The 20,673-nt window shown below is 65.4% G+C and carries 17 protein-coding genes; 10 read left to right on the top strand and 7 right to left on the bottom strand.

The window, feature by feature from the left end; translation table 11 throughout:
* Positions 1 to 16 precede the first annotated feature (16 nt).
* Positions 17 to 1,639: a benzoylformate decarboxylase gene (mdlC, locus tag XH91_RS28880; RefSeq protein WP_128953745.1), complete on the top strand. Its 1,623-nt coding sequence runs from the start codon at positions 17 to 19 to the stop codon at positions 1,637 to 1,639.
* Between the two features lie 155 nt (positions 1,640 to 1,794).
* Here mdlC and XH91_RS28890 read toward each other — a convergent pair whose 3' ends face one another.
* Both XH91_RS28890 and trhA read right to left on the bottom strand, forming a co-directional pair.
* Entirely contained in the window at positions 1,795 to 2,589 is a 795-nt protein-coding gene (locus XH91_RS28890) for an SDR family oxidoreductase (protein WP_128953746.1), read from the bottom strand.
* Between the two features lie 66 nt (positions 2,590 to 2,655).
* Complete coding sequence (gene trhA / locus XH91_RS28895; protein WP_128953747.1) at positions 2,656 to 3,351, bottom strand: PAQR family membrane homeostasis protein TrhA; 696 nt, start codon at positions 3,349 to 3,351, stop codon at positions 2,656 to 2,658.
* Positions 3,352 to 3,549: 198 nt separating this feature from the next.
* Here trhA and XH91_RS28900 point away from each other — a divergent pair, with 198 nt between their 5' ends.
* Both XH91_RS28900 and XH91_RS28905 read left to right on the top strand, forming a co-directional pair.
* Complete coding sequence (locus XH91_RS28900) at positions 3,550 to 5,019, top strand: YcjX family GTP-binding protein (protein ID WP_128953748.1); 1,470 nt, start codon at positions 3,550 to 3,552, stop codon at positions 5,017 to 5,019.
* On the top strand, positions 5,016 to 6,044 hold the full coding sequence (locus XH91_RS28905; protein ID WP_128953749.1) for a YcjF family protein: 1,029 nt from the start codon (positions 5,016 to 5,018) through the stop codon (positions 6,042 to 6,044). The genes XH91_RS28900 and XH91_RS28905 overlap by 4 nt, the downstream gene beginning before the upstream one ends.
* On the opposite strand, the gene XH91_RS28910 is transcribed toward XH91_RS28905, so the two are convergent.
* Positions 5,953 to 7,527: a glycosyltransferase family 39 protein gene (locus XH91_RS28910; protein ID WP_245477366.1), complete on the bottom strand. Its 1,575-nt coding sequence runs from the start codon at positions 7,525 to 7,527 to the stop codon at positions 5,953 to 5,955. The two genes, XH91_RS28905 and XH91_RS28910, sit on opposite strands and share 92 nt — an antisense overlap.
* 301 nt (positions 7,528 to 7,828) lie before the next feature.
* On the opposite strand from XH91_RS28910, the gene XH91_RS28915 reads away from it, so the two are divergent.
* From XH91_RS28915 to XH91_RS28930, 4 genes are all read left to right on the top strand, one after another.
* Positions 7,829 to 9,565 (top strand): adenylate/guanylate cyclase domain-containing protein, encoded by a 1,737-nt coding sequence (locus XH91_RS28915; protein ID WP_128953751.1) that lies wholly within the window; start codon positions 7,829 to 7,831, stop codon positions 9,563 to 9,565.
* Positions 9,566 to 9,894: 329 nt separating this feature from the next.
* Positions 9,895 to 11,094 (top strand): SorA family sulfite dehydrogenase catalytic subunit, encoded by a 1,200-nt coding sequence (gene sorA / locus XH91_RS28920; protein ID WP_128953752.1) that lies wholly within the window; start codon positions 9,895 to 9,897, stop codon positions 11,092 to 11,094.
* Positions 11,095 to 11,105: 11 nt separating this feature from the next.
* The gene (gene sorB, locus XH91_RS28925; protein ID WP_128953753.1) at positions 11,106 to 11,414 is read left to right on the top strand and encodes a SorB family sulfite dehydrogenase c-type cytochrome subunit; all 309 of its coding nucleotides are present in this window, start codon (positions 11,106 to 11,108) and stop codon (positions 11,412 to 11,414) included.
* A 208-nt stretch (positions 11,415 to 11,622) separates the two neighbouring features.
* Positions 11,623 to 11,823: a cold-shock protein gene (locus tag XH91_RS28930; RefSeq protein ID WP_008134691.1), complete on the top strand. Its 201-nt coding sequence runs from the start codon at positions 11,623 to 11,625 to the stop codon at positions 11,821 to 11,823.
* A gap of 169 nt (positions 11,824 to 11,992) precedes the next feature.
* On the opposite strand, the gene XH91_RS28935 is transcribed toward XH91_RS28930, so the two are convergent.
* Positions 11,993 to 12,454 (bottom strand): Lrp/AsnC ligand binding domain-containing protein, encoded by a 462-nt coding sequence (locus tag XH91_RS28935; protein ID WP_128953754.1) that lies wholly within the window; start codon positions 12,452 to 12,454, stop codon positions 11,993 to 11,995.
* Between the two features lie 114 nt (positions 12,455 to 12,568).
* Here XH91_RS28935 and putA point away from each other — a divergent pair, with 114 nt between their 5' ends.
* From putA to XH91_RS28950, 3 genes are all read left to right on the top strand, one after another.
* Positions 12,569 to 15,568 (top strand): bifunctional proline dehydrogenase/L-glutamate gamma-semialdehyde dehydrogenase PutA, encoded by a 3,000-nt coding sequence (putA, locus tag XH91_RS28940; protein WP_128953755.1) that lies wholly within the window; start codon positions 12,569 to 12,571, stop codon positions 15,566 to 15,568.
* Positions 15,569 to 15,684: 116 nt separating this feature from the next.
* On the top strand, positions 15,685 to 16,890 hold the full coding sequence (locus XH91_RS28945) for a CaiB/BaiF CoA transferase family protein (RefSeq protein WP_128953756.1): 1,206 nt from the start codon (positions 15,685 to 15,687) through the stop codon (positions 16,888 to 16,890).
* 153 nt (positions 16,891 to 17,043) lie between these two features.
* Positions 17,044 to 17,691: a glutathione S-transferase family protein gene (locus XH91_RS28950; RefSeq protein ID WP_128953757.1), complete on the top strand. Its 648-nt coding sequence runs from the start codon at positions 17,044 to 17,046 to the stop codon at positions 17,689 to 17,691.
* Positions 17,692 to 17,700: 9 nt separating this feature from the next.
* On the opposite strand, the gene XH91_RS39055 is transcribed toward XH91_RS28950, so the two are convergent.
* The 3 genes from XH91_RS39055 to XH91_RS28960 form a co-directional block, all read right to left on the bottom strand.
* The gene (locus XH91_RS39055) at positions 17,701 to 17,865 is read right to left on the bottom strand and encodes a hypothetical protein (RefSeq protein ID WP_164934023.1); all 165 of its coding nucleotides are present in this window, start codon (positions 17,863 to 17,865) and stop codon (positions 17,701 to 17,703) included.
* A gap of 81 nt (positions 17,866 to 17,946) precedes the next feature.
* Entirely contained in the window at positions 17,947 to 19,482 is a 1,536-nt protein-coding gene (locus tag XH91_RS28955) for a hypothetical protein (RefSeq protein ID WP_128953758.1), read from the bottom strand.
* 93 nt (positions 19,483 to 19,575) lie between these two features.
* A complete protein-coding gene (locus XH91_RS28960) occupies positions 19,576 to 20,562 on the bottom strand; it encodes a hypothetical protein (protein WP_245477367.1) in 987 nt (328 codons plus the stop codon).
* Between the last annotated feature and the right edge of the window lie 111 nt (positions 20,563 to 20,673).

Raw genomic sequence — 20,673 nt, forward strand, 5'->3', positions numbered from 1 at the left:
CAAGGGACGGAAACCAATGGCCAAGAACGGCAAGACCGGGAGCAAGTCCGTCACCGTCAAGCAGGCGACGCTCGACCTGCTGCGCGCGTTCGGCATCACAAAGGTGTTCGGCAATCCCGGCTCGACCGAGTTGCCCTTCCTCAGTGACTGGCCTGGCGACATCGACTATGTGCTGGCGCTGCAGGAAGCCTCTGCGGTCGGCATGGCCGACGGTTATGCGCAAGCAACCCGCAATGCCGGCTTCGTCAACCTGCATTCGGCGGCCGGCGTCGGCAATGCGCTCGGCAACATCTACACCGCGCACCGCAACCAGACGCCGCTGGTGATCACCGCCGGCCAGCAGGCGCGCTCGATCCTGCCGCTGCAGGCGTTCCTCTATGCCGAGCGCGCCTCGGAGTTTCCGCGCCCCTATGTGAAGTACAGCGTCGAGCCGGCGCGGGCCGAAGACGTGCCGGCCGCAATCGCGCGGGCCTATTACACCGCGATGCAGCCGCCGTGCGGGCCGACCTTCGTGTCGATCCCGATCGACGACTGGGCGCACGCCTGCGCGCCGATCGAGGCGCGAAAGGTCAGCCGCGAGATCGGGCCTGAGCCTGAGGCGATGAAGGCGCTGGTCGCAGCGCTCGGCTCGGCAAAGCATCCTGCCCTCGTCGTCGGCCCCGGAATCGATCGCGCCGGCGCAGTCGATCTGATGGTGCGCGTCGCCGAGAAGGCGAAGGCGAGCGTCTGGGTCAGCCCTTTCTCGGCCCGCTGCTCGTTCCCCGAGCGGCATCCGCAATTCGCAGGCTTCCTGCACGCCTCGCCCGCGCAGCTCTCCGATGCGCTGCGCGAGCACGACCTCGTCGTCGTGATCGGCGCGCCGGTGTTCACCTTCCATGTCGAAGGCCATGCCGCGATCTTCGACGGCGGCGCGACCATCTTCCAGATCACGGACGATGCGGATGCGGCCGCAGTGACGCCATCAGGCACCAGCATCATCGCGACGATGAAGCCGGCGCTGAGCGCGCTGCTCGACATGCTGCCCGAGAGCAAGCGCGCCGCGCCAAGAGGCCGCACGCTGCCGCCGGCGCCACAGGCCGGCGACCCGCTGCCGGTCGAATTCCTGCTGCACGCGCTGTCGCAGGCGATGCCGGATGGCGCGTCACTCGTCGAGGAGGTGCCCTCGCACCGGCCGGCGATGCAGAAATTCCTGCCGATGCCCGGCCAGGACAGCTTTTACACGATGTCGAGCGGCGGCCTCGGCTATTCCCTGCCCGCCGCGGTGGGCATGGCGCTGGGCAAAACGAAGCAGCGCACCGTCTGCCTGATCGGCGACGGCTCGGCGATGTACTCGATCCAGGCGCTATGGACCGCCGCGCAGCGCAAGCTGCCGCTCACCATCGTCGTCATCAACAATTCCGGCTATGGCGCGATGCGCTCGTTCAGCCAGGTGATGCAGGTGCGCAACGTGCCGGGGCTGGAGTTGCCGGGGATCGATTTCGTGAAGCTCGCCGAAAGCATGGGCTGTCACGCAATGCGGGTGAGCAAGGCGGCGGAGCTCGGCGATGCGCTGAGGCGCGGCATGGCGCACGAGGGCACGAGCTTGGTGGAGGTCGTCGTGGATTCGGCGGTGCCGCTGCTGTACGGGCAGAAGCATTAGGGGACGAACGCCGCCACACACTCAGCTGTCATCGCCCGCGAAGGCGGGCGATCCAGTACTCCGCGGCGCTAGTTGTGCAAACCAATAGCCGCCGCGGAGTACTGGATGCCCCGCCTTCGCGGGGCATGACAGCGTCAATTGCGGAAACTGTGTCCCTACTTCCCGAACTCCTCCCGCATCTTCGCCTGGATCTTGGCCATGCCGCCGATCCAGCGGTCGTAATTCTCGGTCTTCTTGCGCATGTAGCCGAGTACCTGGGCGTGCGGCAGGATCAGGAAGGTCTCCTGCTCGAGGCCGGCGAGCACGTCCTTCGCCACCTGCTCGGGCGTGAGATCGCCGTCACCGGATTGCGGGCCCTTGGGGATCGAGCGCAGCATGTTGGTATCGACGCCCTGCGGGCAGAGGATCGAGACCTTGATGTTGTGAGCCTTGTGCGAGATCGCGAGATTTTCGGCAAAGCCCACTGCGGCATGCTTGGTGGTGGAGTACGCGGGGCTGCCGACCTGCGACAGCAGGCCCGCGGCCGAAATGGTGTTGAGGAAATAGCCACCGCCACGCGTCTTCATGCGGGGGATCAGATGCCTGGCAGCATAGACATGCGCCATGACGTGGATCGCCCAGCTGCGCTGCCACGGCTCGTCGGAGGCGCCGCCGGCATTGACCGACATCGGATCGAAGCCGCCGCCGATGCCGGCGTTTGAGCAAAACAGATCAATCGGCCCGAACTGCCGCTCGGTCTCCTCGATGACGTGGGAGATTTCCTTTTCCTGCGCGACGTCGCATCTGAACGCCGCGCCGTCCACCGTGGCGGCGACGGCCCGCGCGTTGGCGGCATCCATGTCCGCAACCACGACCTTGGCGGCACCCGCCTTGTGAAAGGCCTCGCACAGCGCCTTGCCGATGCCGTTGGCGCCGCCTGTGACGACCACGACCTTGCCGGTCACCTGCATGCGACGTCTCCTCTTTTCTTATGTAATCTCGTCTTGTGTCGTCTTATCCCGCGTCGCGGGACGTGCTCAGTTCAAGACGAGGTCGAGCACCGCGGTATAATGGCATGCCGCGCCGGCCAAGACAAAGCCGTGCCAGATCGCGTTCTGGAAACGCAGTCGGCGCCAGGCGTGGAAGATCACGCCAAAACTGTAGAGCAGGCCGCCCGCCAGGATGAAGCCGAGCGCGAGCGCGGGCAGCGCCCTGACCACGGGTCCGTACAGCATCAGGCCGCTCCAGCCCATCACGAGATAGATGCCGACCGAGACACGATCAAACCGGCCGGGGTAGAAAAGTTTCAGCACGATGCCCGATATCGCGACGCACCAGACGCCGGCGAGCAGCACCAGCGCGAAAGCGCTGTCCCTCACCTCCAGGATGAACGGCGTGTAGGTCGCGGCGATCAGCAGATAGATCGCGGAATGATCGAAGCGGCGCAGCAGCCATTTGGCACGCGAGACCGGCCAGAGATTATAGGTCGCGGACAGCACCAGCATCGCGAGCAGTCCCGCGACATAGATCGAGACGCCGACGATGTCGGTGGCATCGGCATAGACCGCCGCCAGCACCACCAGCACGGTCGCGGCGATGATGCCGGCGAGCACGCCGATCCCGTGGATGATGCCGTCGGCGATCAGCTCGGCGCGGTCATAATTCCAGCGGATCGCGTCGGCCGCGGCGTGGACGGAGCTGGATGCAAGCTGTTTCAATCTGAACACGGTCATGGCAATCCGCAACGTGAGGCAATGCCCTCTGCTATGGGTCTCTCGGGATCAGCGCGTCGTTCAATCCGCTGATCGCCGACAAAGGCGGTGGAAGTATGAAGCTTGATTTTCCCCGCGCAATTGCCACTTTTGTGAACGGCTTCACTGTTCCGCCCGCCCGAGATCACGCCCCTTCAATATCCCTCGCGTTAAGTTAATATGGCATTCAGTTTCCAGGATATGGTCGAAGAGGCGCGCCTGTCGGCCCGGGCGTTGATCGACTATGGCGAGCACTTCTTCAACCCGACGGTGCGGCTTGGTGTCACTGGCCTGTCGCGCGCTGGTAAGACCGTATTCATCACGGCCCTGATCCACGGGCTGACGCGCGGCGGCCGGTTTCCGGTGTTCGAGGCCTATTCATCGGGCCGGATCGCGCGGGCGCATCTGGCGCCGCAGCCTGATGATGCCGTACCGCGCTTTTCCTACGAGAGCCATCTGCGCGCGCTGGTCGAGGAGCGGCGCTGGCCGAGCTCGACCGTCGACATCAGCGAGCTCCGTCTGGTCATCGACTACCAGCGCCAGAACGGCGCCGACCGCACGCTGACGCTCGACATCGTCGATTATCCCGGCGAATGGCTGCTCGATCTGCCGCTGCTGCAAAAGAGTTACGAGCAATGGTCGTCGGAGAGCCTGGCGCTGTCGCGCGAAACGCCGCGCGCGCACCTTGCCGCCGATTGGCACGCGCATCTCGCAACGCTCAAGCCCGAGGCGCGCGAGGACGAGCAGGCAACCCTCACGGCTGCCAAGCTCTTCACGAGCTATCTGCGTGCCTGCCGCGACGAGCGCTTTGCCATGAGCCTGTTGCCGCCGGGCCGCTTCCTGATGCCCGGCAGTCTCGCCGATACACCGGCGCTGACGTTCGCCCCGCTCGCCGTGCCCGCAGGCGGGCAAGCACCGGAGGGATCGCTCTGGGCGATGATGGTTCGCCGCTTTGAAGCCTACAAGGACATCGTGGTGCGGCCGTTCTTCCGGGATCATTTCGCCCGGCTCGATCGCCAGATCGTGCTGGCCGATGCGCTCGCCGCATTCAACTCCGGCCCCGAGGCGCTGCACGATCTCGAAGCGGCGCTGGCAGGCATTCTCGATTGCTTCAACATCGGCCGCAGCACGTTCCTCTCCAGCCTGTTCAGGCCGCGCATCGACCGCATCCTGTTCGCGGCGACCAAGGCGGACCATCTGCATCATTCCAGCCACGACCGGCTCGAGGCCGTGCTGCGCCGCGCGGTCACCCGCGCCGTTGCGCGCGCCGAAGACACCGGCGCTGCGATCGACGTGGTGGCGCTCGCCGCCGTGCGCGCCACGCGCGAGGCACAGGTCGCGCATGGCCGCGACACATTGCCATCGATCCTGGGTACGCCGGCTGCCGGCGAAAGTGCGAATGGCGAGTTCTTCGACGGCAACACGGAGGTCGCAACCTTTCCGGGCGACCTGCCTGGTGATCCCGAACCGCTGTTCAACGGCGCGGATGCGTTTCGCGGATTGTCGACACAAGCCGCCGAAAAGAGCGATTTCCGCTTCCTGCGCTTCCGCCCGCCCAAGCTCGACCACGAAGGGACGGAAGAACCCGCGCTGCCTCACATCCGCCTCGACCGTGCCCTGCAGTTCCTGATCGGAGACAAGCTCGCATGAACGACGGATCGAAGCCACGGCGGCCGGCAACGTTCCGGCTCGACGATCCCGATGTCGTCCTGACCGAACCCGACGAGACCGGCCGGCTCGGCCGCGCCACGATCCGGATCACGCCGGAGCACGATCCGATGGCCTTGCCGGTGCCGATCGAGCCGGCGCTGCCGTCGCGGCGTGGCTTCCCCTGGGGCGCGCTGTTCTGGTCCGGCGTCGCCGGCCTGACGCTGCTCGGCACCGGGCTGGGCGTCGTCCGTCTGATCGAGGATCTGTTTGCGCGCAGCGAAAGCCTCGGCTTCGTCGGGCTTGCGCTCGCCTTCGTCACCACGCTGGCGCTCGCGGTGGTGACCGGACGGGAGGCGCTCGGGCTCGTGCGCCTCGCGACGATCGAGAAACTGCATGCACGCGCCGCCGTCGTCCTTGCCAGCGACGATCGCAAGGAGAGCCGCGCGATCGTGCAGGATCTCTTGAAGATCGCGCACCAGAATCCGCAGCTCGCGCGCGCCCGTGCCGCCCTGGAGAGTCATTCCGGCGAGATCATCGATGGCGCCGACATGATCCGGCTTGCCGAGCGCGAATTGATGGCGCCGCTCGATGCGGAGGCGCGGCGCCTGGTCTCGTCGGCGGCCCAGCGCGTCTCGATCGTCACGGCGGTATCGCCGCGCGCGCTGTTCGACGTGCTGTTCGTGTTCGTGGCCTCGCTGCGCCTGATCCGCCAGCTCGCCCGCCTCTATGGCGGCCGGCCCGGCGCGCTCGGCATGATCCGCCTGCTCCGCCACGTCATCGCCCATCTCGCCATCACCGGCGGCCTCGCCGCCAGCGACAGCCTGGTGCAGCAGATGCTCGGACACGGAATTGCGGCAAAGCTGTCGCAGCGGCTCGGTGAAGGCATGCTCAACGGCCTGCTGACGGCGCGCCTCGGTCTCGCCGCGATCGACGTTACCAGGCCGCTGCCATTCGCCGCGCTGCCGCCGCCGAAGCTGTCGGATCTGGCGACCGATCTGCTGCGGCGGAAAGAGGACGAGGAGTAGCTCTGAGAGCCAGCACGCGCCACTGGAACAGCGGCGAGTCCTTTGGCGGCGAAAGCTCCGGGGTCCATCCGGTGAGCTTGTCGAGCGTATAGGTGTCGATCAGGACACCGCGCCAGCGGCGCTCGGCCTCTCCCAACGACTCGCGCCTCGCAGGGATCGAATCCCACATCGGCGCGTGATCATCGGGCTGACGCCCGATATAGAGTCCCGCATGGCCCTTGATGCGGTCCATGCCGGGATCGCGAAAATCCTGGAAGCGGCCGCGTTCGTTGATTTCGACCACGGGCACCCGGCCGCGGAACAGCCAGCGCATCATGGCGTAGGTGCGGTAATCGGTGGTCGCGATCCAGGTGGCGCCGGTCTCATCGAGGGCGACCTGCGCACGCGCTGCGACCTGCTCGAAGCCGGCCTCGGCGCCGATCGGATCCATCCTGCCGAGGAAGTTCCAGGGCGCGGCGACGTAATAGAGGAACACGATCACGACGAAAGCGATGCCCGACACCAGTGCCGTGTTCATCCAGAAGATGCCCGAACGGAGCGTCCGCGCCGACCAGCCTTCTCTCTGCATCAGCACGAGATTCACTGCGGCGGCCGCAAAGCCCGTCGGCCACATGAACATCGGCCAGGTATCCCCGACCCTGAGCGTCAGCGACTTGAACAAGAAATAGACGAACGGCACCAGCACCGCCGTCGACAGCAGGATCGCAACCGGCTCGCGGGAGCGATAGCCGCGCCACGCCGTCATCACCAGACCGGACAGCACCACCGGCAGCATGACGAAACCGACGAGGCCGAATTGCAGGCCGATATAGTCGCCGAGGGTCCGCAGCGAGATGCCGTAATTGGCGGTGGCGCGCACGCCCTGGAAGCGGACCGAGGCCCAATCGTGCTGCGCGTTCCAGATCAGGACCGGCGAGAACACGGCGATTGCGATCAGCACCGCGAGGTAGGGGTACGGGCTGCGCAGCCAGCGCCAGCGCCAATCCGGCACCAGCAGAAAGGCGGCCACCGCAGGCGCGAACATGATGACGGTGAATTTCGACAGCAGCGACAGGCCGGCGAACAGGCCGGCCGCGAGCCACCAGCGGCCGTCGCCGCTCTGCGCAAGTCGCACCAGCGACCACATCATCGCCACCGCGAACGGAATCATGGCGACGTCGGGCGCGACCTTGGCCATCAACAGGCCATAGTAGAGCGCGGCCTCCGGCATCAGCACCGCAATTGCGATCGCGCGCACATCATGGGTGAGGCGGCGGACGATGTCGGCGAGCAGACATTGCGTCACCAGCATCGCGACGATGCCGCCGAAGCGGACGCCGAGCACGGTGTCACCGAAAATCGCCGTCCCGAAGCGGATCAGCCAGGCGATGCCGGGCGGATGATCGAGGAAGCTCAGCGCTCCCTCCTTCGACCAGGTCCAGTAATAGGCCTCGTCGGTGCGCAGCTCGATGGACGAGGCATAGACAATGCGGAGCACGGTCATCGCGGCGATCACCAGCGCGGCCACGACGAGCGGCCGGCGCGATGCGCCATCGGGCTTTGCGGTGATGTCGAGAGCAAGCGTCACGGCCGCGCTTTTCCCCGACTTGGGAGGGGGAGTCAATGTAGGCACCGTCATCCCGGGCAAGCGCAGCGTGGCCCGGGACGACGGCGGAGAGCTTTGCCCGTGCTGCGAACACTTACCGTTACGTAACCTTGCCGCGCATGTGATCGGATGGTCCGCTCAAGGGTGGAATTTAACTCTCCGCTGGCTGTTCTCCTCAGTGAACTGGTACAACCGAATCATGGCCGCCACCGTGCTTTCACGACTGCCCGAACTCGTCCGCTCGACCAGCGCGCGGCAGGTGCGGCTGGTTTGCGGCGTCATCCTGTTCTCGTACGTGGTCAGCCATTTCCTCAACCATGCGCTCGGCAACATCTCGGTCGATGCCATGCAGGTCGGGGTCTATTACCACACCGCCTTCTGGCAGTTCCTCCCCGTGGCGATCGTGTTCTATGGCGCGGCGTTCACCCATATGGGTCTCGGCGTCTACGCGCTGTTCCAGCGCCGCCAGTTCCGCTGGCGGACGATCGAGCCGCTCCAGCTGGTGCTGGGACTGAGCATCCCCGCGCTGGTGATGGCGCATGTGATCGGCATCCGGCTCGGCCAGGTGCTGTACGGCCACGAGAAGCTCTATCCGCAGGAGCTCTATCTGTTCTTCGTCGTGGCCCCCGGCCGGCTCTGGACGATGACGATCCTGCTGATCGTCGCCTGGGTCCACGGCTGCATCGGCATCTATTTCTGGCTCCGGTTGAAGTCGTTCTTCACGCGCGCGGCGCCCTATCTGCTCGCGGCCGCGGTGCTGATCCCGACGCTGGCGCTGCTCGGCATCTACCAGGGCGGCCGCAGTGTCGCCTCGGACAGTGAGGACGGCGACTGGCGCCGGCAAAATTACACGCAGCGCGAGGTCGGCACGTTCGCACAGGCCGATACGCTCGACCGCATCACCGGTGGACTGACGATCGGTTATTTCGGCCTGCTCGGGCTGGTGATGCTGGCACGGGGAGTGCGCGGCTGGCGCGAGCGGCGCGGCGGCATGATCGCGCTGTCTTACGGCAACGGCAAGACGGTGCGCGTGCCCAAGGGCCTCTCCGTGCTGGAAGCGAGCCTGCGCCACAACGTGCCGCATGCCAGCGTCTGCGGCGGTCGCGCCCGCTGCTCGACCTGCCGCATCCGCATCATCGGCGACCACGGCGCCTTGCCCGAGCCCTCGCAGCGCGAGGCCTTCGTGCTGGCCCGCGTCGGCACCGCCGATCCCTCGATCCGGCTTGCCTGCCAGCTGCGGCCGAACTGCGACCTCTCCTTCTTCCAGCTGTTCATGCCGCAGATGCTGGCGGCCAACGCCCAAGCGTCCTCGCCCGCACGAATCGGCCAGGAGCGCTATCTCGTCAGCCTGTTCGTCGACATGCGCGGCTCGACGCAGCTTGCCGAGAAGCGGCTGCCGTTCGACACAGTCTTCATCGTCAACCGCTTCCTGGGTGCGGTGTCGCAGGCCGTGATCGAGAATGGCGGCCAGCCGAACCAGTTCGTCGGCGACGGCATGCTGGCGCTGTTCGGCCTCACCACCGATCCGAAAGAAGCCTGCCGGCAGGCGCTCAAGGCCGTCGCCGGCATTGCGACCCATGTGGACGAGCTGAACGAGCTGCTGAGCCACGATCTGCGCCAGCCGATCCGCTTCGGCATCGGCGTCCATGGCGGCGAGGTCATCATCGGCGACATCGGCTATCGCGACCACATCGTCTTCACCGCGCTCGGCGATGCCGTGAACGTCGCCGCCCGGCTCCAGGACATGACGAAGACGCTTCAATGCGAGGCCATCGTCTCCGACGAGGTCCGCCGCGCCGCCGGTCTTCACGAGGATGCGTTGCCGAAGCAGGAGGTCGCGATCCGCGGTCGCGACGAGCCGATGATGGTGCGGGTGGTTGCAGACACCAGGACATTGTCGGCCGTCATCGCCGGCGGCGAGCGCGTCGCGGCTTGACGCGCAAGCCACGCAGAAGGTGCGCTCCCTCTCCCGCTTGCGGGAGAGGGTTGGGGAGAGGGTATCTCCGCAACGGGACAACCCCCTAGAGGTGAGAACCCTCACCCGGCACTTCGTGCCGACCTCTCCCGCAAGCGGGAGAGGTGCACCGTCGTCGCGGCTACAGCTCAGCTCAAACTTGTCACAGACACAACACCGGCCTGCTGCAACGCAGCGGCATGGACCCGCTGCGAAAGCACGAATTGACTTCGGCTGAGTCGTTGCGACAGATGGGGGCGGGGATTGCGGTGATGACCGCGAACCGACGAAAAGCTCCGGGAGGAGACGACATGTTCGACCGACGCGACCTGCTCAAAGGAGCGGGTCTTGCCGCCATGGCGGCGACACTGAATTCAACCAAGGCGCTGGCCCTGGACACCGTCACCCTGCCCATCGGCAATGGTGAGCGGCCGCTGGTGAAATATCCGCAGAAGCGGCCGATGATCGGCTTGACCAGCCGGCCGCCGCAGCTCGAGACGCCGTTCGCGGTGTTCAACGACGGGCCGATCACGCCGAACAACGCGTTCTTCGTGCGCTATCACCTCGCTGGCCTGCCCTACGATCTCGACCCTGATAAGTTCACGCTCGAGGTCAAGGGCAAGGTCGACAAGCCGCTCAAGCTGTCGCTGAAGGACATCCGCAAGATGAAGGCGACGGAGATCGTCGCCGTCAACCAGTGCTCCGGCAACAGCCGCGGCTTCTTCGAGCCGCGGGTCGCCGGCGGCCAGCTCGCCAATGGGGCGATGGGCAATGCGCGCTGGCGCGGCGTGCCGCTCAAGACCGTGCTCGAGATGGCCGGCGTGCAGGCCGGCGCCAAGCAGGTCGTCTTCGGCGGCATGGATGGCCCGGTCAGCGACCGGACTCCCGACTTCGCCAAGGCGCTCGACCTCGATCACGCCACCGATGGCGAGGTGATGCTGGCCTATGGCATGAACGGCGACGATCTGCCGTTCCTCAACGGCTTCCCGCTGCGCCTGGTGGTACCCGGCTATTACGGTACCTACTGGGTCAAGCACCTCAACGAGATCACCGTCATCGACAATGTCTTCGATGGCTTCTGGATGAAGGGCGCCTACCGCATTCCCGATACGCCCGATAATTCGGTTGAGCCCGGCACGACGCCAAAGGCGACGATTCCGATCAACCGCTTCACCATCCGCTCCTTCATCACCAGCGTGTCCGATGGCGCCAAGCTGAAGGCGGGACGCACGACGCTGCGCGGCATCGCCTTCGACAGCGGCAAGGGCATCAAGGACGTCCAGGTCTCCACCGATGGCGGCAAGACCTGGACCTCCGCCAAGCTCGGCAAGGATTTGGGAAAATACTCTTTCCGCGAATGGAAGCTGCCGGTGAAGCTCGCCGCAGGCGAGGTCGCGCTCAAGGTGCGCGCCACCAGCAATTCCGGCGAGACGCAGCCGGAGACGCCGCGCTGGAACCCCGCGGGTTATTTGCGCAACGTCGTCGAAACCACCCGCGTCAGCGTCGCCTGAGGAGAGATATCATGCAGCGCACCGTTCTCCTCGCCGCCGCGCTTGCGGTTGTCACCGTCGCGGGTTCGGCCCTTGCCGCGCCGATCAACTACAAGACGCCCGACGAGGTCGCGGCCTTCAAGCCCGGGCCCAATCTCGAGGTGGTCCAGGGCAATTGCGCCGCCTGTCACTCGTCCGACTACATCGCGACGCAGCCGCCGATGAAGGACAAGAAGGGCTTCTGGCAGGCCGAGGTGACCAAGATGATCAAGGTCTATGGCGCACCGATCGACGATGCCGACGTCGGCAAGATCGTCGACTATCTGGCCGCGACTTATTGACGGCCCAGGTTGACGGCGCAGGCTCAATTGACCGCGAAACGGGCAAAACCGGCAAAAACGCTGCGAAGTTGAGCGAATTTCGGCGAAATGCGGATGTGGTTTGATCTACCAAGCCTGCCACATTCCGCGTATCCTGTAGGACCGAACCGGCCGGTTGGCGGGGACTGGCGGTTCGTGATCTCGGAGGAAGACCCGCGGAGAAGTCGTGATGGCTAAAGGTACGGTCAAGTGGTTCAACCCGACCAAGGGTTATGGATTTATCCAGCCTGCGTCGGGCGGCAAGGATGTGTTCGTGCATATCTCGGCAGTGCAGAAAGCCGGTCTGTCGTCCCTGAACGAAGGACAGACGGTGGAATACGAAGAGATCGCAAACCGGGGCAAGACCTCCGCAGAGAACCTCAAAGTATAAGCCGCCAGCTCTCGCTGCCTCCCGGATCCGCTCCGGGAGTGAGGCCAAGAAAATTTCAGAAGACGATTCGTGCATTCGACGACAGGCGTTGCGACTGCACAGGGAAGGCTATTGGCCTTGAGAGATCGCCAATCAACGCCGCAGCAATGACAATCGCGACCGCATGTGGTCAGCCCACCGGCAACGGTGCGTCGCGCTTGATCTCCTCCATCACCGCATAGGTGCGCGTCTCTCGCACGCCCGGCATCGACAGCAAGGTCTCGCCGAGGAAGCGCCGATACGCAGTCATGTCCGCCAGCCGCGCCTTCACCAGATAGTCGAAGCCGCCTGCAACCATGTGACACTCCAGCACTTCGGGCGCGAGTTTGACCGCGCGCGCAAAGCGCTCGAAATTGTCGGGCGTGGTCTTGTCGAGCAGCACCTCGACGAACACGAGCAAACCCAGCCCAAGCCGGTGCGGATTGAGCCGCGCCCCGTAGCCTTCGACAATGCCCTCGCGTTGCAGGCGCTTCAGCCGCTCGCCGATCGAGGTCGGCGACAGTCCGATGCGTTCGGCGAGCTCGACATTGGCGATTCGCCCATCCTCCTGCAAAATCGAGAGGATTCTCCGGTCGATTCGATCGAGTTCCATATTATATGTGGCCAAAATGCCAAAGATGTTCATTTCCTAAGGCAAAATTGCTATCTTGTCTATCGAACTACGGTCTCGCGGGCTTTATCCTGATTCCGAGCAACAGGACACGCCATGCCGAACATTCCGCCGCCCTTCTCGGCCCCTTACGCCCCTGATGATGCCGACATTGCTGCGCGGCTGTTTCCATCGGCGCATCTCGCCCCGCCGCGGGAAGCGCGGATCGATCGCACGGCCACCCGGCTGATCGAGGCCGTCCGCAAGCGCGATGACCGGCTCGGCGGCGTCGAAGACATGCTGCGGGAGTTCGCGCTCTCGACCAAGGAAGGCCTCGCCTTGATGGTGCTGGCGGAAGCGCTGCTGCGCGTGCCCGATGCCCGCACCGCCGACCAGTTCATCGAGGACAAGCTCGGCGAGGGCGACTTCATCCATCACGAGACCAAGTCCACCGCATTCCTGGTCAACGCCTCGGCCTGGGCGCTCGGCCTGTCGGCAAGGGTGATCCAGCCCGGCGAGACGCCCGATGGCACCATCGGCCGGTTGGTGAAGCGGCTCGGCGCGCCTGCCGTGCGCACCGCGACGCGCCAGGCGATGCGGCTGATGGGCAATCATTTCGTGCTGGGCGAGACCATCGAGCAGGCGCTGGAGCGGGGCAAACCGCGCGCCGGCGAGAGGCCGCGCTATTCCTTCGACATGCTCGGCGAAGGCGCACGCACGGCTGAAGACGCCAAGCGCTATTTCGACGCCTATGCCAGTGCGATTCTGACCATCGGCAAGGCGGCAGGCAATCATCCGCTGCCCGATCGCCCCGGCATCTCCGTCAAACTCTCGGCGCTGCATCCGCGCTTCGAGGCCATCAGCCGCCACCGCGTGATGGCCGAGCTGGTGCCGCAATTACAGGATCTCGCCCGGCGCGCCAAGGCGTATGACCTCAACTTCACCGTCGATGCCGAGGAAGCCGACCGGCTGGAGCTGTCGCTCGACGTGATCGCGGCCACGCTGGCCGATCCCATGCTTGGCGGATGGGACGGCTTTGGGCTCGCGATCCAGGCCTATCAGAAGCGCGCCGGTGCAGTGATCGACTACATTCACGAGCTCGCCCGTGCGCATGACCGCAAGCTGATGGTGCGGCTGGTCAAGGGCGCTTATTGGGACACCGAGATCAAGCGCGCGCAGGAGCGCGGGCTCGACGGCTATCCGGTGTTCACGCGCAAGGCGATGACGGATCTCAACTACGTCGCCTGCGCATCAAAGCTTCTGAGTTTGCGGCCACGCATCTTCCCGCAATTCGCGACCCACAATGCGCTCACCGTCGCGACCGTGCTGGAACTCTCCGGCGACAGCGGCGGCTTCGAGTTCCAGCGCCTGCACGGCATGGGAGAAGCGCTCTACGAGCAGCTGGCCAAGGATCACCCTGAGATCGCCTACCGCACCTATGCGCCGGTCGGCAGCCATCGCGACCTGCTCGCTTATCTGGTGCGGCGTCTTTTGGAGAACGGCGCCAATTCGTCCTTCGTGGCGCAGGCGGCCGATTATCGCGTGCCTGTTACGGCGCTGTTGAAGCGTCCGGTCGACCTCATCGTCCGGCCCGATCATGCGCATCACGCAAAGATTCCGCTGCCGGGCGATCTGTTCGCGCCGGAGCGGCACAATTCAGGCGGCATCGAATTCGGCGAACGCGCGGCGCTCGATAGATTGCTGACCGAGGTCAAGGCCGCGACGCCTGATCTCAAACCCGTCGCCGACGCAACCCCCGAACAGGCGGGCGCCGCGATCGCAGCGGCCCGAGCGGGCTTTGCTGGATGGAGCCGGACGCCCGCGGCGACACGCGCGGCTGCGCTGGAGCATGCCGCGCATTTGCTGGAGAGCCGCAACGCGCATTTCATCGCGCTGTTGCAAGCCGAAGACGGCAAGACGCTCGACGACGCGCTGTCCGAGGTGCGAGAAGCCGCTGATTTCTGCCGCTATTACGCCGCGCAGGGCCGAAAGCTGTTCGGCAGCGAGACGCCGATGCCGGGACCGACCGGAGAGAGCAACGCGCTCGCCCTGCGCGGCCGCGGCGTCTTCATCGCGATCTCGCCGTGGAATTTTCCGCTGGCGATTTTCTTGGGTCAGGTCACGGCGGCGCTGATGGCCGGCAACAGCGTGGTCGCAAAACCCGCCGAGCAGACGCCGCGCATCGCGCGCGAGGCCGTCGCCCTGCTGCACGAGGCCGGCATCCCCAAGGCCGCATTGCATCTGGTCACCGGCGACGGCCGCACCGGCGCGGCGTTGACCGCGCATCCTGATATCGCCGGCGTCGTCTTCACCGGCTCGACCGACGTGGCGCGCCACATCAACCGGACGCTCGCTGCCAAGGACGGATCGATCGTGCCGTTGATCGCGGAGACCGGCGGCATCAATGCCATGATCGCCGATGCCACCGCGCTGCCCGAGCAGGTCGCCGACGATGTCGTCACCTCGGCGTTCCGCTCCGCCGGCCAGCGCTGCTCGGCGCTGCGCCTCTTGTTCGTGCAGGAGGATGTCGCGGACCGCATGATCGAGATGATCGCGGGCGCTGCGCGCGAGCTCAGGATCGGCGATCCCAGCGAGGTCGCGACCCATGTCGGTCCTGTCATCGATGCCGAGGCCAAGCAACGCCTCGACGCCCATATCGCGCGAATGAAGACGGAGGCGCGGCTGCACTTTGCCGGCACGGCACCGGAGGGCTGCTTCGTCGCGCCGCACATCTTCGAGCTCAGGGATGCCAGCCAGCTCGGCGAGGAGGTATTCGGCCCGATCCTGCATGTGGTGCGCTACCGGGCCGAAACCCTCGCGCGTGTGCTGCAGGCGATCGAGCGCACCGGCTACGGGCTGACGCTCGGCATCCACTCCCGCATCGACGACACGGTCGAGGCCATCATCGACCGCATCCAGGTCGGCAACATCTACGTCAACCGCAACATGATCGGCGCCGTGGTCGGCGTGCAGCCGTTTGGCGGCAACGGCCTGTCCGGAACCGGCCCCAAGGCCGGCGGCCCGCATTATCTGACGCGCTTTGCCACCGAGCAGACCGTGACCATCAACACGGCCGCGGCCGGCGGCAATGCCGCCCTGCTTGCCGGCGAGGAGTAAGGCCCTGCGCCCGGCGCCGTTGCATCCCGCCGAAACATCAGTCAAATGATCGTGCTGTCAGGGATTGCCGAATTCCAGCCGGCGGGAAACAACAAGAGCGAGGGAGCAACGCCGCAATGGAAAAAGGCATTTTTGCAGGGCTGAAGGTTCTGGACTGCGCGAGCTTCATCGCGGCGCCGGCAGCTGCCACCGTGCTGTCCGATTTCGGCGCCGATGTCATCAAGATCGAGCCGCCCGGCGCAGGCGATCCCTACCGCAATCTGCCCAATCTGCCCGGCTATCCCACCGGCGAGCACAATTTCGCCTGGCTGCTCGAGGCCCGCAACAAGAAGAGCCTGGCGCTCGACCTCTCCAAGCCCGAGGCCCAGGCCGTGCTCTATAAGCTGGTCGAAGAAGCCGACGTCTTCATCACCAACATGCCGCCGCCGGTGCGCACCAAGCTCGGCATCACCTACGACCATCTCGCCCATCTCAACGACCGGCTGATCTATGCTTCCTTCACCGGCTATGGCGAGAAGGGCGAGGAGGCCAACAAGCCCGGCTTCGACAGCAACGCCTATTGGGCGCGCTCCGGCCTGATGGACCTCGTTCGCGCCGACACCGACACGACGCCGGCCCGCTCGGTCGCCGGCATGGGCGACCATCCCTGCGCCATGGCACTGTACAGCGCGATCGTCACCGCGCTCTATCAGCGCGAGAAGACCGGCAAGGGCTCGCATGTCGCGTCCAATCTGATGGCCAATGGCGTCTGGGCGGCGAGCGTGCTGGCGCAGGCAAAGCTCTGCGGCGCCAAGTTCGGCGAGCGGCGCCCGCGCGAGCGCGCGCTGAATGCGGTCGCCAACCATTATCAGTGCAAGGACGGCCGCTGGTTGATCCTGTCGCTGCTCAGCGAGGAGAAGCAGTGGCCGACGCTCGCCAAATGCCTGGGACGCGAGGACCTGATCGACGATCCGCGCTTTGCCACCAAGCCCGACCGTCACGCCCGCTCGGTGGAGCTGATCAGGATCTTCGACGAGACGTTTGCGACCAGGGATCTCGCCGAATGGCGCAAGATCCTCGACGGCAACGGACTGGTGTTCGGCATCGTCGGTATTCTGGACGACATCCCGAACGACAAGCAGATGCTCGACAACGAGGTGCTGGTGCCGTTCGAGAACGACACCATGCTCACCATCAACTCTCCGATCTGGATCGACGGCACCAAGAAGGTGCAACCGCGCAAGCCGCCCGGCGTCGGCGAGCACAGTGACGAGATTTTGCGCGGCGCCGGATACGACGAGGCCGCGATCAAAGCGCTGCGGGCGAAGGGGGCGGTGGGGTAAGGGGCGCCCGCTCTAACCCCGTCATTGCGAGCGCAGCGAAGCAATCCAGAGTGTCACCGCGGATGCATTGCTGGATTGCTTCGCTACGCTCGCAATGACGAGGTGGGACCATCTCGCTATAACATCGGCAAAACACGAACGCCGTGAGATCCCATGCCGCACTATCGTCTGCACTACTTCCCCGAATCCGGCAACAGCTACAAGCTCGCGTTGATGTTGACGCTTTGCGGCGAGACGTTTGAACCTGAATGGACCGACTTCGGCGGCGGCGTCACGCGCACGGCCGCGTGGCGGGCGAGCGTGAACGAGATGGGCGAAATTCCCGTGCTCGAGGTCGACGGCGTGAAGATGACGCAGACGGCCCCTCTCCTGCTCAAGCTTGCCGAGCAATACGGCCGTTTCGGTGCCAAGACCGAGGCCGAAAAATTCGAGCTGCTGCGCTGGCTGTTCTGGGACAACCACAAGCTCACCGGCTACATGGCGACCTACCGCTTCATGCGGGCCTTCACCGAGACAAACGATCCGCAGGTGCTGAAGCATTTTCGCCGGCGGCTCGACGATTTCCTCGGCATTCTCGACGGCCACCTGCAGCGCAATGCGTTTGCGATCGGCACCAAGCCGACCATCGCCGATATCTCGATGATGGCCTATCTGCATTATCCCAGCGACGAGCACGGCTTTGATTTTGCGGCGAGCCATCCGGCCATCCACGCCTGGCTCCGCCGCATGGCCGCACTGCCCGGCTGGAGGCCGGCGTATGAGCTGTTGCCCGGCAAGCGGATGACGAATTACGCGAAGTGAGGGTGTCGTTTATCTCAGCGCCAGCCAGCCGAGCGTGAACAGGATGCCGCCGATGATGACGACCACTGCGACCGCCGTGGTGCTGACGCGGACGCTGCCGGCGACCTGCTTGGCTTCCTCATTGCGCGCGATCTCGCGATTGCGCTCCTTGTTGGCGTCGCTGGTGTCCGTCATGGATCATCCAAATCGGTTGGGGGGCTCTGTCTTGTGCGGGATCTTTGCGGAAAAACGCTACGCACTTTTCCGGATCACGCCCTAACGCGTCTTGATGAAGCACATGCCAATGCGGCTCGAAGCCGCCGCAGCCTGACAGGTGAGACCTTTAGCACAGGTCCATGACGTAAAACTCTTGTCGGCCGTTCCCGATCCCGGGTTTTGCAGGGAACAATGCGCGCCCCAGCCGTCTTGATATTCGGTGCCGGCAAGCTCCCGGCTGCCGCGTGTTTGCGGCCGGCTGGCAAATCCGCGTGAAAAATCAGGCTGTTTGCCGCCAGCGAAGGCGGTCAGGATATCGCGGCGGCGGAGTTGGTCGCCGAAGAAATGCGGCGAGGCGGGCACGATGGTGGCGTTCGACGCCCCCTCGGTCAGCCAGTCCACGCCCGGAAAGTGGAAGCCGCCGATGCCGCGGGTCTGGTGGCAGCCCGAGCAGGTGACATCGTTGAGGCGGCGCTGGAAGCCCGCGACCGAGCGGATGTTCTCCATTGTGATGCCGCGCGCCGCCGCCTGCTTCAGCGCGCCGACGACGTCGTTGTCGGTGAAGACAGGATCGCTGTTGCCCTCGCCTTCGACCAGGCCGAACTCCGGCTGCAACGTTGAGCCATCGAGACCGGCAGGCGTCGGCGCCACCGCCGCCTTGGCGAGGTATTTCTCCGGGATCAGCACGGTGCCGCGATCGAACTCGCGGAGATTCGCAGGCTCGAGCAGCCAGGCCTTGAAGTCGCGCCGGAGCGCCTCATCGGCCAGGATACGGTCGCGATCGATCTGGTTTTCCAGCGTCGATTCCACGAACGTCTTGGTCCCAGGGTCGTATCTGAACACCTTGAGCAGATAGTCGGAGCGGAAATCGTGCAGCGCCGATTTTGGCGCGATCGATATCTGGATGTTGGTCTCGATGCGGTCGATCATCGCATCATAAGGCGCAGCGTGGCTGCCGATCAGCCCCTGCCAGTCGCCATTGTCGAGCCAGCGCCGCGCCACCTCGGTGCAGGTGATGGGCTTGCCGCTCGCGTCGGTCTGGCGCGCATCGCGCGCCTTCATCACCAGGTTGAACGTCATCGGCAGGCGCGTCGCGGTGCCGCCACCATCCGGCCCGGGCTCGAATCGCGCCAGGCGATAGATCAGCCGGATCTCGCCGCAGGATTCCTCGGACACATAGGCGCGGTCCATGCGGTTGACGATGCCGGCCAGCACGAAGCGCGTGTCGGCGGATGTCAGATTGAAACGATCGAACAGTTGAACGTCAAAACCATCGCCGACGCCGATGGTCTCGCTCGGCACCGCCTGCTTGTGCTGCGCGATGTAGCGATCGAATTCAGCATCGATTGCGGGAAGAATCTCCTTGAGCTGCGGCAGCGACGCGAACAGCTGGTCGCTCGTCAGAACAGTGGCGTTCCGCTCCGGCTGCAACAGGCGCGAGATTGACAGCGCATCGCTCTGGTCGAGCCTCTTCAGCAGATCGGGATCGGTGATCGCGGTGCCGCGCGCGAGCGGCGCGTTCTCCGCTGCCGAGAGCGATAGGATGCTGCCCAACAACAATATGGCGGTCAGGAGAATTCGCAGCGCGCGGCTCATGCCTCCACTAACACCGCGCCTGACGGCCTATTCAAGTAAAAAGGCGCTTCACGCGGTGGTGAAGCGCCTTTGCGGAAATCGCTTATCGGAAGCCTAGCGCGCGACGATCAGACCTCGCGGCGTGACGACAACCCAGCGGCCGTCCTGGCGCCGGATCGCATCGACGCGGCCGAGACCGGGGATGGGATCACCGGCATAGACCTCGTACAAGCCCCCCCGGCCCTCGATCAGCGCACCGCCATTGGCGACGTCGCGGAGCCTCCAGCCGTCGATCGTCGGCAGGCGGCCAACCTCGGTCTTGGGCGCGGCGGACGCCGGCGGCACGGCAGCCGGCGCAACAGCAGCCGCCTGGGTCGCGGCCGGCGCGATCGTGCCGGTGGTCTCCTTGGCGGACGCGGCGGCGGCTTGCGTGGGAGCGGCCGGCGGCGTGGCGCGGAGCTTGTCGACCGTCTCGGACAGCTTTGCCAGCTTGGCCAACGGTTCGGCCTGCGCCTTCTCGAGCTTGTCGAGGCGGTCGTTGGCGCGGTTGAACTGGCTGAGGCTGGTCTTCGAGCTGTGCTCGACATTGGCCTTGAGCGCGACGATGTCGGCATCGATCCGGGCGACGGAGGCATCCAGCGCGCTGGTGTCGGCGACCTGAGCCGGCGCCGGCGCCGGGCTGGCCGCGAAATGCATCATGCCGGCGGTCGCGAGCGCGCCGCTGATGGCGCCGACGCAGGCCGCGATTGCGACGACCGCGGCCATCGCCGACAGGCGACGCTTGCCGCCGGTGTCACGCACCTCATCGGCCTCGACATGCGGGGCGTACTCGTCGCGGTTCCACGACCGCTCCGAAGGCGCCATGACGATCAGCTTACCGGGCTTTGCCTCGGCTTTGGGCTCGGCTCTCGCTTCGAACCTTGGGACCTCGATTTTTGACGGCTCGAGCTTTGGAGCATCCGCCTTGACCGGATCGGGCTTGACCGGATCAGGCTTGGGCGGCGTCTCATGGTCGGGGGCGATCGAGGGGGCCTCGATGCCGGCGGCGTCAACGGCGCCAGTCCGGTCGTTCGTCCGGTCTTTGATCGCTTGGCCGGCCAGGTCGGACACAGGTTCGCTCACGGCTCAAATACTCCAGTCTAGGTTGACCTTTTGGTAACTTTCATTGCTTGCGAATTCCTTACCTCGGGACCCGCTTACCGAAATTTTAGG

Origin of the sequence: Bradyrhizobium guangzhouense, from assembly GCF_004114955.1 — a bacterium.
Lineage (GTDB): Bacteria > Pseudomonadota > Alphaproteobacteria > Rhizobiales > Xanthobacteraceae > Bradyrhizobium > Bradyrhizobium guangzhouense.

Excerpts from the sequence above, each read along its gene's own strand:
- trhA (WP_128953747.1), bottom strand. The coding sequence starts at position 3,351 with ATGACCGTGTTCAGATTGAAACAGCTTGCATCCAGCTCCGTCCACGCC.
- XH91_RS28945 (WP_128953756.1), top strand. The coding sequence starts at position 15,685 with ATGGAAAAAGGCATTTTTGCAGGGCTGAAGGTTCTGGACTGCGCGAGC.
- XH91_RS28935 (WP_128953754.1), bottom strand. The coding sequence starts at position 12,454 with ATGGAACTCGATCGAATCGACCGGAGAATCCTCTCGATTTTGCAGGAG.
- XH91_RS28900 (WP_128953748.1), top strand. The coding sequence starts at position 3,550 with ATGGCATTCAGTTTCCAGGATATGGTCGAAGAGGCGCGCCTGTCGGCC.
- XH91_RS28910 (WP_245477366.1), bottom strand. The coding sequence starts at position 7,527 with ATGACCGTGCTCCGCATTGTCTATGCCTCGTCCATCGAGCTGCGCACC.
- mdlC (WP_128953745.1), top strand. The coding sequence starts at position 17 with ATGGCCAAGAACGGCAAGACCGGGAGCAAGTCCGTCACCGTCAAGCAG.
- XH91_RS28950 (WP_128953757.1), top strand. The coding sequence starts at position 17,044 with ATGCCGCACTATCGTCTGCACTACTTCCCCGAATCCGGCAACAGCTAC.
- XH91_RS28890 (WP_128953746.1), bottom strand. The coding sequence starts at position 2,589 with ATGCAGGTGACCGGCAAGGTCGTGGTCGTCACAGGCGGCGCCAACGGC.
- XH91_RS28915 (WP_128953751.1), top strand. The coding sequence starts at position 7,829 with ATGGCCGCCACCGTGCTTTCACGACTGCCCGAACTCGTCCGCTCGACC.
- sorB (WP_128953753.1), top strand. The coding sequence starts at position 11,106 with ATGCAGCGCACCGTTCTCCTCGCCGCCGCGCTTGCGGTTGTCACCGTC.
- XH91_RS28930 (WP_008134691.1), top strand. The coding sequence starts at position 11,623 with ATGGCTAAAGGTACGGTCAAGTGGTTCAACCCGACCAAGGGTTATGGA.
- sorA (WP_128953752.1), top strand. The coding sequence starts at position 9,895 with ATGTTCGACCGACGCGACCTGCTCAAAGGAGCGGGTCTTGCCGCCATG.
- XH91_RS28905 (WP_128953749.1), top strand. The coding sequence starts at position 5,016 with ATGAACGACGGATCGAAGCCACGGCGGCCGGCAACGTTCCGGCTCGAC.
- XH91_RS39055 (WP_164934023.1), bottom strand. The coding sequence starts at position 17,865 with ATGACGGACACCAGCGACGCCAACAAGGAGCGCAATCGCGAGATCGCG.
- XH91_RS28955 (WP_128953758.1), bottom strand. The coding sequence starts at position 19,482 with ATGAGCCGCGCGCTGCGAATTCTCCTGACCGCCATATTGTTGTTGGGC.
- putA (WP_128953755.1), top strand. The coding sequence starts at position 12,569 with ATGCCGAACATTCCGCCGCCCTTCTCGGCCCCTTACGCCCCTGATGAT.